15 protein-coding genes are annotated in these 14,753 nt (G+C 58.7%); 10 read left to right on the top strand and 5 right to left on the bottom strand.

All coding sequences use genetic code 11. The features are described from left to right. The first annotated feature begins 8 nt into the window (after window positions 1-8). Window positions 9-860, top strand: a complete 852-nt coding sequence (locus K3819_RS24635) for a ChaN family lipoprotein (protein WP_085612649.1) — start codon at window positions 9-11, stop codon at window positions 858-860. Window positions 861-1,085: 225 nt separating this feature from the next. Here K3819_RS24635 and K3819_RS24630 read toward each other — a convergent pair whose 3' ends face one another. The 4 genes from K3819_RS24630 to K3819_RS24615 form a co-directional block, all read right to left on the bottom strand. Further along, window positions 1,086-1,877, bottom strand: a complete 792-nt coding sequence (locus K3819_RS24630) for a Crp/Fnr family transcriptional regulator (RefSeq protein ID WP_221398107.1) — start codon at window positions 1,875-1,877, stop codon at window positions 1,086-1,088. A 15-nt stretch (window positions 1,878-1,892) separates the two neighbouring features. Further along, window positions 1,893-2,165, bottom strand: coding sequence for a TfoX/Sxy family protein (locus K3819_RS24625; protein ID WP_003228231.1), 273 nt, complete (start codon window positions 2,163-2,165; stop codon window positions 1,893-1,895). Between the two features lie 222 nt (window positions 2,166-2,387). Next, on the bottom strand, window positions 2,388-2,732 hold the full coding sequence (locus K3819_RS24620) for a pentapeptide repeat-containing protein (protein WP_007959639.1): 345 nt from the start codon (window positions 2,730-2,732) through the stop codon (window positions 2,388-2,390). Between the two features lie 91 nt (window positions 2,733-2,823). Beyond that, window positions 2,824-4,380 carry a bifunctional aminoglycoside phosphotransferase/ATP-binding protein gene (locus K3819_RS24615; protein WP_085612651.1) on the bottom strand — a complete coding sequence of 519 codons (1,557 nt, stop codon included), beginning with the start codon at window positions 4,378-4,380 and terminating at the stop codon, window positions 2,824-2,826. Window positions 4,381-4,498: 118 nt separating this feature from the next. On the opposite strand from K3819_RS24615, the gene mrcB reads away from it, so the two are divergent. From mrcB to K3819_RS24600, 3 genes are read left to right on the top strand one after another with little or no spacing between them, the layout of a single operon-like run. After that, complete coding sequence (gene mrcB / locus K3819_RS24610) at window positions 4,499-6,823, top strand: penicillin-binding protein 1B (RefSeq protein WP_085612652.1); 2,325 nt, start codon at window positions 4,499-4,501, stop codon at window positions 6,821-6,823. A gap of 16 nt (window positions 6,824-6,839) precedes the next feature. Beyond that, window positions 6,840-7,586: a hypothetical protein gene (locus K3819_RS24605; protein ID WP_064599445.1), complete on the top strand. Its 747-nt coding sequence runs from the start codon at window positions 6,840-6,842 to the stop codon at window positions 7,584-7,586. Beyond that, complete coding sequence (locus K3819_RS24600) at window positions 7,586-7,921, top strand: YqcC family protein (RefSeq protein WP_064599443.1); 336 nt, start codon at window positions 7,586-7,588, stop codon at window positions 7,919-7,921. The genes K3819_RS24605 and K3819_RS24600 overlap by 1 nt, the downstream gene beginning before the upstream one ends. A gap of 18 nt (window positions 7,922-7,939) precedes the next feature. Here K3819_RS24600 and K3819_RS24595 read toward each other — a convergent pair whose 3' ends face one another. Continuing rightward, window positions 7,940-8,356, bottom strand: a complete 417-nt coding sequence (locus tag K3819_RS24595; RefSeq protein ID WP_085612653.1) for a DUF4124 domain-containing protein — start codon at window positions 8,354-8,356, stop codon at window positions 7,940-7,942. Between the two features lie 400 nt (window positions 8,357-8,756). Between K3819_RS24595 and K3819_RS24590 the strand changes: the two genes are divergently transcribed. From K3819_RS24590 to msrQ, 6 genes are all read left to right on the top strand, one after another. After that, window positions 8,757-10,481, top strand: a complete 1,725-nt coding sequence (locus K3819_RS24590) for an acetolactate synthase 3 large subunit (RefSeq protein ID WP_221398106.1) — start codon at window positions 8,757-8,759, stop codon at window positions 10,479-10,481. 2 nt (window positions 10,482-10,483) lie between these two features. Continuing rightward, the gene (ilvN, locus tag K3819_RS24585; protein ID WP_003205610.1) at window positions 10,484-10,975 is read left to right on the top strand and encodes an acetolactate synthase small subunit; all 492 of its coding nucleotides are present in this window, start codon (window positions 10,484-10,486) and stop codon (window positions 10,973-10,975) included. A gap of 48 nt (window positions 10,976-11,023) precedes the next feature. Further along, window positions 11,024-12,040, top strand: coding sequence for a ketol-acid reductoisomerase (gene ilvC, locus K3819_RS24580; protein ID WP_007959661.1), 1,017 nt, complete (start codon window positions 11,024-11,026; stop codon window positions 12,038-12,040). A gap of 147 nt (window positions 12,041-12,187) precedes the next feature. Beyond that, on the top strand, window positions 12,188-13,045 hold the full coding sequence (gene pssA, locus K3819_RS24575) for a CDP-diacylglycerol--serine O-phosphatidyltransferase (RefSeq protein WP_039771608.1): 858 nt from the start codon (window positions 12,188-12,190) through the stop codon (window positions 13,043-13,045). A 62-nt stretch (window positions 13,046-13,107) separates the two neighbouring features. Then, window positions 13,108-14,121 carry a protein-methionine-sulfoxide reductase catalytic subunit MsrP gene (gene msrP, locus K3819_RS24570; RefSeq protein WP_221398105.1) on the top strand — a complete coding sequence of 338 codons (1,014 nt, stop codon included), beginning with the start codon at window positions 13,108-13,110 and terminating at the stop codon, window positions 14,119-14,121. Further along, the gene (msrQ, locus tag K3819_RS24565; protein ID WP_221398104.1) at window positions 14,121-14,744 is read left to right on the top strand and encodes a protein-methionine-sulfoxide reductase heme-binding subunit MsrQ; all 624 of its coding nucleotides are present in this window, start codon (window positions 14,121-14,123) and stop codon (window positions 14,742-14,744) included. The genes msrP and msrQ overlap by 1 nt, the downstream gene beginning before the upstream one ends. Window positions 14,745-14,753: the final 9 nt, after the last annotated feature.

Below are 14,753 nucleotides of genomic sequence, written 5' to 3'. Positions count from 1 at the left end.
GTGAGTGTATGCGCGGGATTTTGCTGTTGGCGGTGTTGTGGCTTGCAGGTTGCCAGCATGTTGCGGCGCCCCCGGTCGTGGGCGAGATCCGTGATTTGCGCAGCGGCGAGCATCTGACGGCGCAGCAATTACTGGCTCGGTTGAGCAGTCCATCGCAGGTGATTGTTGGTGAGCAGCATGACAACGCTGATCACCATGCCCTTCAATTGTGGCTGTTACAGAACCTGGAAAAGGCGCGGCCCCAGGGCAGTCTCCTGTTGGAAATGCTGACACCCGATCAACAGTCGCGGGTTGATGACGTACGACATGCGTCAACGCCACCGGCTGATCTTCCTGCTGCATTGGCCTGGCAGGACGGTTGGGACTGGAATCTCTACGGCCCGATTGTGCGGTTCGCCCTGACGCAATCCTGGCCGTTGCTGGCGGCGAACCTCGATAACATCGAAATCCGCGCGTTCTATCGCGATCCTCCGGTTCTGAGCGGTGAGCGCAGCAATGCCAAATCTGTGAAAGAGACGCTGTTGGAGCAGATCGGCGATTCTCACTGCGGCTTGCTGCCGTCATCACAAATGCCGGCGATGCTGGCCGTTCAGCAACAGCGGGATCGGCGCATGGCCTCGCGTTTGCTGGCAGCGCCTGCGCCTGCCTTGTTACTGGCGGGTGCGTATCACGCGCGCAAAGATGTCGGGGTGCCGCTGCATGTGCTGGATCTGGGCGCGCCGCAAGCGCCGACGGTGTTGATGCTGGCGGAGCAGGGCAGTGGGGTTACGGCGGCGATGGCTGATTATGTCTGGCTCACCCCAGCCACGCCGAAACCGGATTATTGCGCGCAGATGCGTAAGCAGTTCGGCAAGGAATGACTTTTCCACAGGCAAAAAAAGACCCGGTAAAAACCGGGTCAAATAACCGTGATTAGCCTGATGAGGAGATAATCTGAGAGTCCGAACCAAGGGCTTTTCAGAATATCGACTGATCTCGCGATCAGTTGTGATAATCATAGCGATTCTCATTAGCGAGTCAACTGCTGTTTTTTCATTTCTGTCGTTTTGTCCCGGCAATGGCGTAAACGCCCCGTGAACAGGGCTTCAGTTCTGGCTGTTAAATCCCGTGAGCTGCTTGTTGAGCTGGTCGATACGCCGCGCCATGCTTTCGATCAGGCTGTGGGCGATTTTCGGATTGGTGCGGGTCATGCTCAGAAACTGATCGCCGGGAATCAGCATCACCGTGCTCGCTTCCCGGGCAATGACCGTTGCGTTGCGCGGTTCGCCAGTGAATACAGCCATTGCGCCGAAGATCTCATCCTTGGGCACATCGCCTACCTTGTGCCCATTAACAAAGGCTTCGGCGTGTCCTTCGATAATCACGAATACATGGTCAGCGACATCGCCCTGGCGTATCAGAACGTCTCCGGCCTCGACACGCTTGAACCCATTGGTGCTGCGAAACTCACGTGGCTTGAACTCGGCAACGGCGTGGGCCAGCAGCGCCATTTGCCCCAGCAGGTAGCGCAGAAACTGCTCCGAGCGAGATGAATCGCTATACACATGCTGAAACAAATCACTTCGTCGATAGGGCAGCAACGTCAGCGGGTTATCCGTGCCCAAGGCGCAATCAGCCCATTCCGGCCCCTGCTGCAGGCCGATGAGGTCCCCCTCATGCCAATAGAACAGACCGCGACCGCTCACTCTGCCGGTGATGACACCTTGCATGAGCAAGAACAATTGGTCGTCCGGCAAGCGTGTCAGCAAATCATCCGTGGCTTCCAGTTCCAGCGCCGGCCCGCACGGCGCCAGGCCTTCGAGCCATTGCGCAGGCAAGCTCTGCAAGTGGTTGATCAATGCATCGGCCTTGGCCGATTGTTCCCCGAGCAGGTACATGGCGGTCAGTGCCCGTCAGTTCTTGTGGCGAGAGGAAATGGCTTCCAACTGCTTGTTCAGCGCATCCTTGCGTTCGGCGGGTATGTCGTTCCAGTGCACATCCATCAGTGCTCCTTCGATCGCGTACAACAACACCTTCGACGCCCGGAACCCGCGGGTACGCACGGCGCGATAGGCATCCACCGCGCCCAGGCGACGCAAGTCGGAGGCGCTATGGATGCCCACGGCATGCAGCCATTGCGCCGACGTCTTGCCAAGATTCTTCAGGTGTTGCAGTTCATCATTCATCAAGCCTCCTTGCGACGGCCGAATGGTGCGTGGGCGAGCTTCTCAGGAGTGTAGCCATCAGTAGGAAAAGCGTGGTTGTTTGGTCGGGTTCGACGCAAACGCTTCTAAGAAACGTCAGTTTTTCGCTGATGAATCTGCACGGAGCAGGGCGAGGGGGAATTACCAACAGCACGCAGTCCAGCGCAAAGCGGGGGCGCTGGACGGTTCAGGTTTTTAAAAGCTTCAGCGAGTGCGATAACGCAGGCGCGTACCGAAATTCATCGACATCAGGATTTCGTCGGCACTCAGCTCCGGCGGGAAGTAGGCACCGGAAATCTGTGCGTGGGCCAGGCTCGCGCCCTCCAGCGAAGCGTTGCGAAAGTCGATGCCGCGCAGGTCGGCGGAACGGAAGTAGGCGTCCCGGAAATCCACGCCATCGGCGTTCAGTTCGCGTAGGTCGAGACCACGAAAATCACCGCCGACCATGTCGATCGGGCCGTCTTTCGGCCGTTCATTGTTGAAACCTGTGATGTCGTCTTTGTGCAGCAAGGCATAAAGCGGGGTGTCGAGAAGTTTCGGCTGGCTCATGTCAAATCACCTGTTGGTTTTATGACGCCAGTATAGTGCCACTATTTGACGGCCGTGAAGCGAGCGAGGGCTTCACGGCCGAAATAGTTTCTTACAGGCCGGGCAGACGCTGGCGGATTTGCGCCACGACGGTATCCAGGGTGCCGGATTCATTGGTCTGCACGCGTTTGCTGCGCAGGATTTCTTCCGGCGTCAGGGCTTCGCGGTTGGCCTGTTGTGCTTCGATCACGGCGAGGGTCGCGTCGGACGGATCCTTTTTATCTGCCTGACGAATCGCCAGCCAGCTCTCGATCACTGCCTGCGGAGCATTGCAGTCGAGGATCAGGAATGGCGCGCCGGTGGCTTCGGCAACCTTGGCGGCGTTGTCGCGTTGTTCGCGCTTGAGGTAAGTGGCGTCGATCACCACCGGGAAACCGGCGTGCAGGATCACTTCGGCGATTTCATGCAGGCGAGCATAAGTCGCGGTGCTGGCATCGGCGCTGTAGATCCCGGCCTGAACATCATTGGCAACGGTTTGCTCGCCGAACAGGCGTTTGCGCTCGACATCGGAGCGCAGGCGGATCGCGCCCAGCGCTTCCACCAGACGCATGGCCACGTGGCTTTTACCGACCGCGGAAACGCCATGGGTGATCGCCATGAAGCGCGAAGGAATGGTGCTGTAGCTTTCCGCCAGGTTGGCGTAGTTGCGGTACTGGCGCAGGGTGGTAGCACGCTGCACCGGAGTGGCATCGGCCGGCATGCTGAACAGTGCAACCTTCGCACGCACCAGGGCGCGGTAAGCCTTGTAGAAGTTCAGCACTTCCAGGCCTTGATAGTCGCCGGTCAGTTCCAGGTATTGGCTGATGAAACGACGGGCGAGGGATTTCAGGCCACGGTCTTCCAGGTCCATTGCCAGGAAACCGGTGTCGGCCCAGACGTCGGTGAAGCGGAACGGTTCGTTGAATTCGATGCAGTCGAAGATCACGACTTTGCCGTCGATCAACGTGGCGTTGCCCAGGTGAATGTCACCGTGGCACTCGCGAGTGAAGCCGTCGGCCTTGCGCTGGGCGAACAGCGGCTTGAGGCGATCGAAGCTGCTTTCCGCCCACGCTTGCAGGGCGTCGAGTTGCAGCAGGTCGTTCTTGTCGCTGAGGAAAGGCAGGATCTGTTCGAAGTTCTGACGCACCGGCGCCATCACGCTTTCAGGCGTGCCGGCATCGTGTTCGGCCGGGACTTTCGGCGCGTTGAGGTGGAAGCGGGCGATCTGCTCGGCCATCGCGTCGATGTGCGCGGTGGTCAGCTCGCCGTTGGCTTGCAGGGTGCTGAGCAGGCCGGTCTGCGGGAACTGGCGCATTTTCAGCACGTATTCGATGGCCGGGCCTTCGCCACCCAGTTGCGGGGCTTCGGCGCTGCCGGTCACTGGAATCACTTCCAGATACAAATCTTCGGTCAGGCGCTGGTTCAGGCGCAGCTCTTCACCGCAGAAGTGCTCGCGGGAGTCGAGGCTGGTGAAGTCGAGGAATCCGAAATTCACCGGTTTCTTCACTTTATAAGCGTAGGGACCGGTGAGCAGCACCCACGAGATATGGGTTTCGATGACCTGGAACCCTTCGACGGGATGCGGGTAGAGGGCCGGGTTTTGCAGGGCAGCGATCAGGGACTGGCTCACGGACGATCCTTCAGAGACTGGGGGAAATTCAAGGCGCTCATTATGGCCGCTCGCCAGCCCGACGCAAACCTCGGAGCGCTCCTGTTGAGTATGAATAAAGTGCGTATAATCCGCCGCCATGACTCGTACTCGATCCCCCCGTTCCCCTAAAAAACCAGCTTCCCGGGGCCTGCGCCCATGGTTGGGCTGGGCCCTTAAACTCAGTCTGGTCGGCCTTGTGGTGCTGGCCGGCTTCGCCGTTTACCTCGATGCCGTGGTGCAGGAGAAGTTCTCCGGCAAGCGCTGGACCATCCCGGCCAAGGTGTACGCGCGTCCGCTCGAGCTGTTCGTCGGACAAAAGCTGAGCAAGGACGATTTCCTCACCGAACTCGATGCCCTGGGCTATCGCCGCGAAGCCGTGAGCAACGGTCCCGGCGCGGCGGCGGTCAATGGCAACACGGTTGATCTGAATACCCGTGGCTTTCAATTCTATGAAGGCCTCGAGAAACCGCAGCCAGTGCGCGTGCGGTTCTCCGGCGATTACGTGGCCGAACTCTCGGCGATCAACGGTTCAAAGCTCTCCGTGGTACGCCTGGAGCCGCTGATGATCGGCGGTATCTACCCGAAAAATCTTGAAGACCGGATTCTGATCAAGCTCGATCAGGTGCCGCCGTATCTGCTGGAAACCCTGGTCGCCGTGGAAGACCGGGATTTCTACAGCCACTGGGGCGTATCGCCGAAATCGATTGCCCGCGCAGTCTGGGTCAACACCTCGGGCGGCAAGATGACTCAGGGCGGCAGTACACTGACCCAGCAACTGGTCAAGAACTTCTACCTCACCAACGAACGCAGCCTGACCCGCAAGCTCACCGAAGCGATGATGGCGATGCTGCTCGAGCTGCATTACGACAAAAAGGAAATCCTCGAGGCGTACCTCAACGAAGTCTTTGTCGGTCAGGACGGTCAGCGAGCGGTGCACGGTTTCGGTCTGGCCAGCCAGTTTTTCTTTGCGCAGCCTTTGTCTGAGCTGAAGCTGCACCAGGTCGCGTTGTTGGTCGGCATGGTCAAAGGGCCGTCCTATTACAACCCGCGTCGCAACCCGGAGCGGGCGCTGGAGCGACGCAATCTGGTGCTCGATGTGCTTGAGCAGCAGGGTGTCGCCTCCGCCGAGCAGGTGGCTGCCGCGAAGAAAATGCCGCTGGGCGTAACCACGCGCGGCAAGCTGGCCGACAGTTCGTTTCCGGGCTTCATCGATCTGGTCAAACGCCAGTTGCGTGAAGACTACCGCGACGAAGACTTGACCGAAGAAGGCCTGCGGATTTTCACCAGCTTCGATCCGATTCTGCAGATGAAAGCCGAAGCGTCGGTCAACGACACTTTCAAGCGCCTGTCCGGTCGCAAGGGCTCCGACGACGTGGAAGCGGCGATGGTCGTTACCAACCCGGAAACCGGCGAAGTCCAGGCCATGATCGGCAGCCGTCAGGCGAGTTTTGCCGGGTTCAACCGCGCGCTGGATGCGGTACGGCCGATCGGCTCGCTGATCAAGCCGGCGGTTTATCTGACGGCACTGGAAAAGCCGAGCCAGTACACGTTGACCAGTTGGTTGTCGGATGAGCCGCTTTCAATCAAGGGTGCGGATGGTCAGGTCTGGAAACCGCAGAACTATGACCGTCGCTCCCACGGTACGGTGTTCCTGTATCAGGGGCTGGCACATTCCTACAACCTGTCGACCTCGCGTCTCGGTCTGGCGGTTGGCGTTCCGAATGTCCTCAAGACGCTGGGGCGCCTGGGCGTGACCCGCGAGTTTCCGGCGTTCCCGTCGATGCTGCTCGGTGCGGGCGGCATGACCCCGATCGAAGTCGCGACCATGTACCAGACGCTTGCCAACGGTGGTTTCAATACGCCGATGCGCGGGATTCGCAGCGTGCTGACTGCCGACGGCGAACCGCTCAAGCGTTATCCGTTCCAGATCGAGCAGCGTTTCGACCCGGCCTCGATCTACCTGATCCAGAACGCCATGCAGCGGGTCATGCGTGAAGGCACCGGCAGTTCGGTTTATAACGTGTTGCCAAGAACCCTGACACTGGCGGGCAAGACCGGCACCAGTAACGATTCGCGCGACAGCTGGTTTGCCGGCTTCAGCCAGGATCTGCTGGCGGTAGTCTGGCTCGGCCGCGACGACAACGGCAAGACGCCGTTCACCGGGGCCACCGGTGCGTTGCAGGTCTGGACCAGTTTCATGCGCAAGGCCGATCCGCTGCCGCTGGACATGCCGCAGCCGGATAACGTGGTGCAGGCCTGGGTCGATTCGCGTACCGGCCAAGGCTCCGATGCCAACTGTCCGGGCGCCGTGCAGATGCCGTATATTCGCGGCAGCGAACCGCCACCCGGCGCCTCCTGTGCGGGCGAAAGCCCGGCATCGGGCGAGTCGGTGATGGATTGGGTCAAGGGCTGGATGAATTAAGCAAAGAGGGTTTCAAGTGAACAAGTGGTTGATTCCAGCGGTGACCGCCGTGGCTTTGCTCAGCGGCTGCTCCACCGTACAGCGTGGTTCGATCCCGGTCGTGGATTCCGGCACCGCCGTGTCCAACAGCGAGCGCATTTCGGCCAATGGCGGTTTCCGTCAAACGACGGTGAAACGTCCTGCACAGGCCCAGACCCAAGCGATCCCGCAAGGCGATACCGGTGTGGTAGTGATGGTGCCGGGCGGCGCAGCGGCTTCGGCGCCGATCAGCACTTCGCCGATCGTTCCGGGCCCGGCGTCCGGCGGCATCACGCCGGGGCCGTACAACCCGTCGGCGGTCGAGTCGGCGCCGATCAGCTCCGGCAGCTACAGCATGCCTTCGACGCCGAGCGGCATTCCTTCGGCCAGCAGCGGCGGTGGTCTGTCTGCCGATGAACAACTGGATGGCCCGGTTCTCGCTCTGTTGACCACTGCGCAACAGCAGCAGGCCGGTGGCGACCTCAACGGCGCGTCCTCCAGCCTGGAGCGTGCGCAGCGTGTAGCACCGCGCGAGCCGCAAGTGCTTTACCGTCTGGCGCAGGTGCGCATGGCCCAGGGCGATGCGCCGCAAGCCGAGCAGACCGCTCGTCGCGCACTGACCATGGCCAATGGTCGTCCGGACTTGCAGGCCAGTCTGTGGGAATTGATCGCTCAGGCGCGTGAGAAACAAGGTGATTCCGCCGGCGCCACTCTGGCCCGTCAGAAGGCCAAGGTTTCGCTGTGATGGACAGTCGTTTCTCCAAAGTCGCCGATCAATTGCTGTTGATCGAGCGCGAACTGCGCGCCCAGGGCTGGTGGGATGACGTCCAGCCCTCGGTCGAAGCCCTGAGCAGCGTCGAGCCGTTTTCGGTCGACACGCTTGATTTCGAGCAGTGGTTGCAATGGATCTTCCTGCCGCGGATGAAGATGATCCTCGAACAGGATCTGCCATTGCCCAATGCCTCGGGCATTCAGGAAATGGCCGAAATGGTTTTTGCCCAACGCAACCTGCAGGGCAAGGATCGGCAGCTTCAGGTGTTGCTCAAAGAGTTCGACCTGCTGATCACCGCTTCACGCTGAACCGGGAGCTGCCAGTCGTCACTGGCAGTTTTCCGCTATCTGTTTCTTTGCCTCGTCAGTACGTTGCTGTCGCTGGTCGTCGCTCAGACGCCGCAGTTCTCCCTCCACCTCCTCCCTCAAGCGCGGATTGTTCTGCAGTTGCGCGAGATTCGTGCGCGCCTGTTCGCAAAATGCCTTGAGTTGATTCTGTTGTTCGGCCACTTGCTTCTTGACCTTGTCATCGATGGCTTTCTGATCGCCCAGCGTTCCGCCGCCAGGTAGTGCGGCAGGTTTTGGCGCGGGCGAGGAGGGCGTCTCCACGGCGGTGGATGACTGCCCCTGAGGTGGCTGCTGATCGAAATGGGTGACGCCCTGGGCATCGACCCATTTGTAGATCTGAGCGGCCATGCACCATGGGCTGGCGCTGATTAACAGAATTAGGAGAAGCGTTCGCATGCTGATTCCTTGGCAAAACTGCGCAATTGAAGCTAACAGAGTAGCGGTTTCCAGGTTTTTTCTTGCGTTCTCATGTGCTTACCCACAATTAAGCACATAGACGGCTTGACTTGCAGAGGGCGAAACAGAAGAATCCAAAGTCCGCTGTACAGGGACTGCCAGAAGCAGACCCTCTCGGCAGATCATGAGGCGCATATCCGCGTCGACCTGTTACACCCGCAACGCGTTACCTCGCGCTGGGTGGGAAAGGCCCGCAACACTTGGGACGATCCCAATACTTGCTCAGTCAGTGCTGACGTAGTCGGCGACCACCGTCGCTCATGCTCTGCCGAGAAGTAAACCTATTAAGACCCGTTCGCCTTTTTGTGGACGGTATTCTGGCGTTTTAGAGGTGAACAACGTGGAGCTTTTATCTGGCGGTGAGATGCTCGTCCGCTTTTTGCGTGACGAAGGCGTCAAATATATCTACGGGTACCCGGGTGGTGCTCTCCTTCATGTTTACGATGCCCTGTTCAAAGAACCGGAAGTAACCCACATCCTGGTTCGTCACGAACAAGCGGCTACCCATATGGCTGACGGCTACGCCCGTGCCACTGGTAAAGCCGGCGTGGTATTGGTGACTTCCGGTCCAGGCGCCACAAACGCCATCACCGGTATTGCCACTGCCTATATGGATTCGATTCCAATGGTGATCATTTCCGGTCAGGTGCCAAGCACCATGGTCGGTACCGACGCGTTCCAGGAAACCGACATGATCGGTATCTCCCGGCCGATCGTGAAGCACAGCTTCATGATCAAGCACGCCTCGGAAATCCCGGAAGTCATGAAGAAGGCCTTCTACCTGGCGCAATCCGGTCGTCCGGGCCCGGTCGTGGTCGATATCCCGAAAGACATGACCAACCCGGCCGAGAAGTTCGAATACATCTTCCCGAAGAAAGCCAAACTGCGTTCCTACAGCCCGGCCGTTCGCGGTCACTCCGGGCAAATCCGCAAGGCGGCAGAAATGCTCCTGGCGGCCAAGCGTCCCGTGCTGTACTCCGGCGGTGGCGTGATTCTCGGCAACGGCTCCGCGCCGCTGACCGAACTGGCGCAAATGCTCAACCTGCCGGTTACCAATACCTTGATGGGCCTGGGTGCCTACCCTGGCACTGACCGTCAGTTCATCGGCATGCTCGGCATGCACGGCAGCTACACCGCTAACCTGGCGATGCACCATGCCGACGTGATCCTGGCGGTCGGTGCGCGTTTCGACGATCGCGTGATCAACGGCGCGCCGAAGTTCTGCCCGAACGCCAAGATCATTCACATCGACATCGACCCGGCTTCGATTTCCAAGACCATCAAGGCCGACGTGCCAATCGTTGGTCCGGTGGAGAGCGTCCTGACTGAAATGGTCGCGATCCTCAAGGAAATCGGCGAAACCCCGAACAAGGAAGCGGTCGCCAGCTGGTGGAAGCAGGTTGACGAGTGGCGCGGTGATCGTGGCCTGTTCCCTTACGACAAGGGCGACGGCAGCAAGATCAAGCCACAGACCGTGATCGAAACACTGTGCGAAGTGACCAAGGGCGATGCCTTTGTGACCTCCGACGTGGGCCAGCACCAGATGTTTGCTGCGCAGTACTACAAGTTCAACAAGCCGAACCGCTGGATCAACTCCGGTGGTCTGGGCACGATGGGCTTCGGTCTGCCGGCCGCGATGGGTATCGCTTTGAGCTTCCCAGATACCGATGTTGCGTGCGTCACCGGTGAAGGCAGCATCCAGATGAACATCCAGGAGCTGTCGACCTGCCTGCAATATGGTTTGCCGGTCAAGATCGTCATCTTGAACAACGGTGTTCTGGGCATGGTTCGTCAGTGGCAGGACATGAGTTACGGCAGCCGTCACTCGCACTCCTACATGGAATCCTTGCCTGACTTCGTCAAGCTGGCCGAGGCCTATGGCCACGTCGGCGTGCGCATCACCGAATCGAAAGATTTGAAGTCGAAGATGGAAGAGGCGTTCGCCATGAAAGATCGCCTGGTGGTGATCGACATTTCGGTCGACACCAGCGAGCACGTCTATCCGATGCAGATCAAAGACGGCTCGATGCGCGATATGTGGCTGAGCAAGACGGAGCGTACCTAATCATGCGGCACATTATTTCCTTGCTTCTGGAAAACGAACCCGGTGCTTTGTCTCGCGTAGTCGGCCTGTTCTCGCAGCGCAACTACAACATCGAAAGCCTGACCGTGGCGCCAACCGAAGACCCGACCCTGTCGCGTCTGACGCTGACCACCGTCGGTCACGATGAAATCATCGAGCAGATCACCAAAAACCTGAACAAGCTGATCGAAGTGGTCAAGCTGGTGGACCTGTCGGAAAGCGCTCACATCGAGCGCGAACTGATGCTGGTCAAGGTCAAGGCCACTGGCGCCCAGCGCGCCGAGATCAAACGCACCACCGATATTTACCGTGGACAGATCGTCGACGTCAGCGCCAGCGTGTATACCGTTCAATTGACCGGTACCAGCGACAAGCTCGACAGCTTCATTCAGTCCATCGGCACCGCATCGATTCTGGAGACCGTCCGCAGTGGCGTCACCGGTATTGCCCGCGGCGACAAAGTACTCAGCATCTAAACCAAATTAGCGAATGGCCTGAACGGCCTGGATATAAAGGGGAAATTCATGAAAGTTTTCTACGATAAAGACTGCGACCTGTCGATCATCCAGGGCAAGAAAGTTGCCATCATCGGTTACGGCTCCCAGGGCCACGCCCAGGCGTGCAACCTGAAAGATTCCGGTGTCGACGTTACCGTCGGTCTGCGTAAAGGTTCGGCTACCGTTGCCAAGGCTGAAGCCCACGGCCTGAAAGTGACCGACGTGGCTGCCGCTGTTGCCGGTGCCGACCTGGTCATGATCCTGACCCCGGACGAGTTCCAGTCCCAGCTGTACAAGAACGAAATCGAGCCGAACATCAAGAAAGGCGCCACACTGGCCTTCTCCCACGGCTTCGCGATCCATTACAACCAGGTTGTTCCGCGTGCCGACCTCGACGTGATCATGATCGCGCCGAAAGCACCGGGCCACACCGTACGTTCCGAGTTCGTGAAAGGCGGCGGTATCCCTGACCTGATCGCGATCTATCAGGACGCCTCGGGCAACGCCAAGAACGTTGCATTGTCCTACGCCGCCGGCGTTGGTGGCGGTCGTACCGGCATCATCGAAACCACCTTCAAGGACGAGACCGAAACCGACCTGTTCGGCGAACAAGCCGTTCTGTGCGGTGGTACCGTTGAACTGGTAAAAGCCGGTTTCGAAACTCTGGTTGAAGCTGGCTATGCGCCGGAAATGGCCTACTTCGAGTGCCTGCACGAACTGAAGCTGATCGTTGACCTCATGTACGAAGGCGGCATCGCCAACATGAACTACTCGATCTCCAACAACGCTGAATACGGCGAGTACGTGACCGGTCCGGAAGTGATCAACGCCGAATCCCGTCAGGCCATGCGCAACGCCCTGAAACGTATTCAGGACGGCGAATACGCCAAAATGTTCATCAGCGAAGGCGCAACCGGCTACCCTTCGATGACCGCCAAGCGTCGTAACAACGCCGCTCACGGTATCGAAATCATCGGCGAGCAGCTGCGCTCCATGATGCCGTGGATCGGTGCCAACAAGATCGTCGACAAAGCCAAAAACTAAGTCGTCGAACCTTGTATGAAAAAACGCGGCCTCGGCCGCGTTTTTTCGTATGGGCCGGCGGTTCTGGTATAAAGCTGCATCGTTTGTGGCCGAACCGTCGTCCCAGACACCTGTCGAAAATGTCCAATCCGTTGCAAGGTACTGTCCATGAGCGAACGTCCCGAAGAGCCGAACCAGGCTTCAGACGCCGAAAGCCTGCTGCCCATCGATGAGCACATCGAAGAAGGGCATGACGCAGAAGGCCGTAAAGTCCGGCATCGTGGTATCTATCTTCTGCCGAATCTGTTCACCACTGCGAATCTGTTCGCGGGGTTTTATTCCATCATCAACTCGATGAGTGCCCAGGCTGCCTTGAGTGCCGGGGACGCGGCGAATGCGAGCAAGTATTTCGCCTTTGCCGCCATCGCGATTTTCGTCGCCATGGTGCTCGACGGCCTTGATGGTCGCGTGGCACGCATGACCAATACCCAAAGTGCGTTCGGTGCCGAGTACGACTCGTTGTCGGACATGGTTGCCTTCGGTGTCGCGCCGGCGCTTCTGGCTTTCGGCTGGGCACTGGGTGACATGGGCAAGGTCGGCTGGATGGTTGCCTTCATCTATGTGGCGGGTGCGGCGTTGCGTCTGGCGCGTTTCAACACTCAGGTGGGGACCGCCGACAAGCGCTACTTCATCGGTCTTGCCAGCCCGGCTGCTGCCGGCGTTGTTGCGGGGATTGTCTGGGCGTTCAGCGATTACGGGATTCAGGGTTCGAAGATGTCGTTCCTGGTCGCGCTGATGGTTGCGGCCGCCGGCATGCTGATGGTCAGCAATATCAAATACAACAGCTTCAAGGAGCTGGATCTGAAGGGGCGCGTGCCTTTCGTGGCGATTCTGGCGGTGGTGCTGGTGTTTGCCGTGGTGTTCAGTGATCCGCCTCGCATTCTGCTGCTGGTGTTCCTCGCCTATGCCGCGTCGGGCCCGGTGCAGTATCTGTTGCATCTTCGTCGTCACAAACACGCCGAGTGATGTAATTTCCCTCATACTCCGCAGTCTATGGTGCATCTGTCCTCCAAAGCTGCGGAGTTGCCATGCTGATCAAAGTCCCCAAAGCGTCCGACTGCCATGAGTCGGACGTCACGCCTGAATCCATTTATCTCTCTCGCCGTCAATTGCTCGGAGCAACCGCGGCCGGTTTGGCCATGAGCACTTTGCCGCGCTGGGCCAGTGCCGAAGAGGCTGCCCGCTATGCCGATGTCGAAGCCGGAAAGGCGCCCGCCTGGTTTGCCGAGAAACTGCCCTCTGTCAAATGGGGGGCGGTGAGCGTCAAGGATGAGGCGATCACACCTTTCAAAGACGCAACCCATTACAACAACTTCTATGAATTCGGTACCGACAAGGGCGACCCGGCGGCCAATGCGGGTTCGTTGAAAACCGAACCGTGGAGTGTTGTCGTGGACGGGGAGGTGGGCAAGCCGGGGCGTTATGCTCTGGAAGACTTTATGAAGCCTTACCAGTTGGAAGAGCGCATCTATCGCCTTCGTTGTGTTGAGGCGTGGTCGATGGTGATTCCCTGGATTGGTTTCCCCATGTCGGCGCTGTTGAAGCAGGTAGAACCTACTTCCAATGCCAAATACATTCGCTTCGAAACCTTGCAGGATCCGAAGAGCATGCCCGGACAGCGTTCGGGATTTGCCCTGATCGACTGGCCCTATGTTGAAGGTTTGCGCTTGGATGAGGCGATGAATCCCTTGGCGATTCTTGCGGTAGGTATGTATGGCCGCGAATTGCCCAATCAGAACGGTGCGCCTTTGCGTCTGGTGGTGCCCTGGAAGTACGGATTCAAGAGCGTCAAATCCATCGTGCGGATCAGTCTGGTCAGCGAGCAGCCAAAGACGACCTGGCAGAGCATTGCGGCGGATGAGTACGGGTTTTATGCGAATGTGAACCCTACGGTCGACCATCCACGTTGGACCCAGGCGCGGGAGAGGCGGTTGCCCAACAGCCTGTTCAAGCCGAATGTGCGTGATACGCAGATGTTCAACGGCTATGCGGACGAGGTCGCTTCTTTATATACAGGGCTCGATCTGCGGAAGAACTACTGATGCGATATCCGATCTGGCGCGTAGGTATTTTCCTGGCTGCGGCAATATGGCCGCTGTTCTGGTTCTATCAGGCCTTTGCGGATCTGCTTGGGCCTGATCCCGGGAAAGTCCTGGTTGATCGACTGGGCCTCGGGACATTGGTGTTGCTGTTGATCACCTTGAGTATGACGCCGTTGCAGAAGCTTACGGGGTGGGCCGGGTGGATTGCTGTGCGCAGGCAGTTGGGGCTTTGGTGTTTTGCCTATGTGGTTCTGCATCTTTGCAGCTATATGGCGTTCATTCTCGGTTTTGACTGGTCGCAACTGGGCGTCGAACTGCGCAAGCGTCCTTACATTATTGTGGGTGCTTTGGGTTTTCTGGGATTGTTGGCATTGGCGGTTACCTCCAACCGATACAGCCAGCGCCGTTTAGGTACCCGCTGGAAGAAGCTGCACCGGTTGGTGTATGTGATTCTCGGGTTGGGATTGCTGCATATGTTATGGATCGTACGTGCCGATCTCAAAGAGTGGGCGATCTATGCCTTTATAGGTGTTTTCCTTCTAGCGCTGCGAATTCCTCCCTTGACCCGTCGGATCCCGCGTTTGATGGGTAAGAAGCAGGTTTTTCAAGAAAAGCGAAATTAAGTGTTGACG

The organism is Pseudomonas sp. 3-2 (assembly GCF_019710535.1).
Lineage (GTDB): Bacteria > Pseudomonadota > Gammaproteobacteria > Pseudomonadales > Pseudomonadaceae > Aquipseudomonas > Aquipseudomonas pharyngis.
Note: the sequence above shows the minus strand (reverse complement) of the source record. Positions and strands in the feature narration are given on the sequence as shown.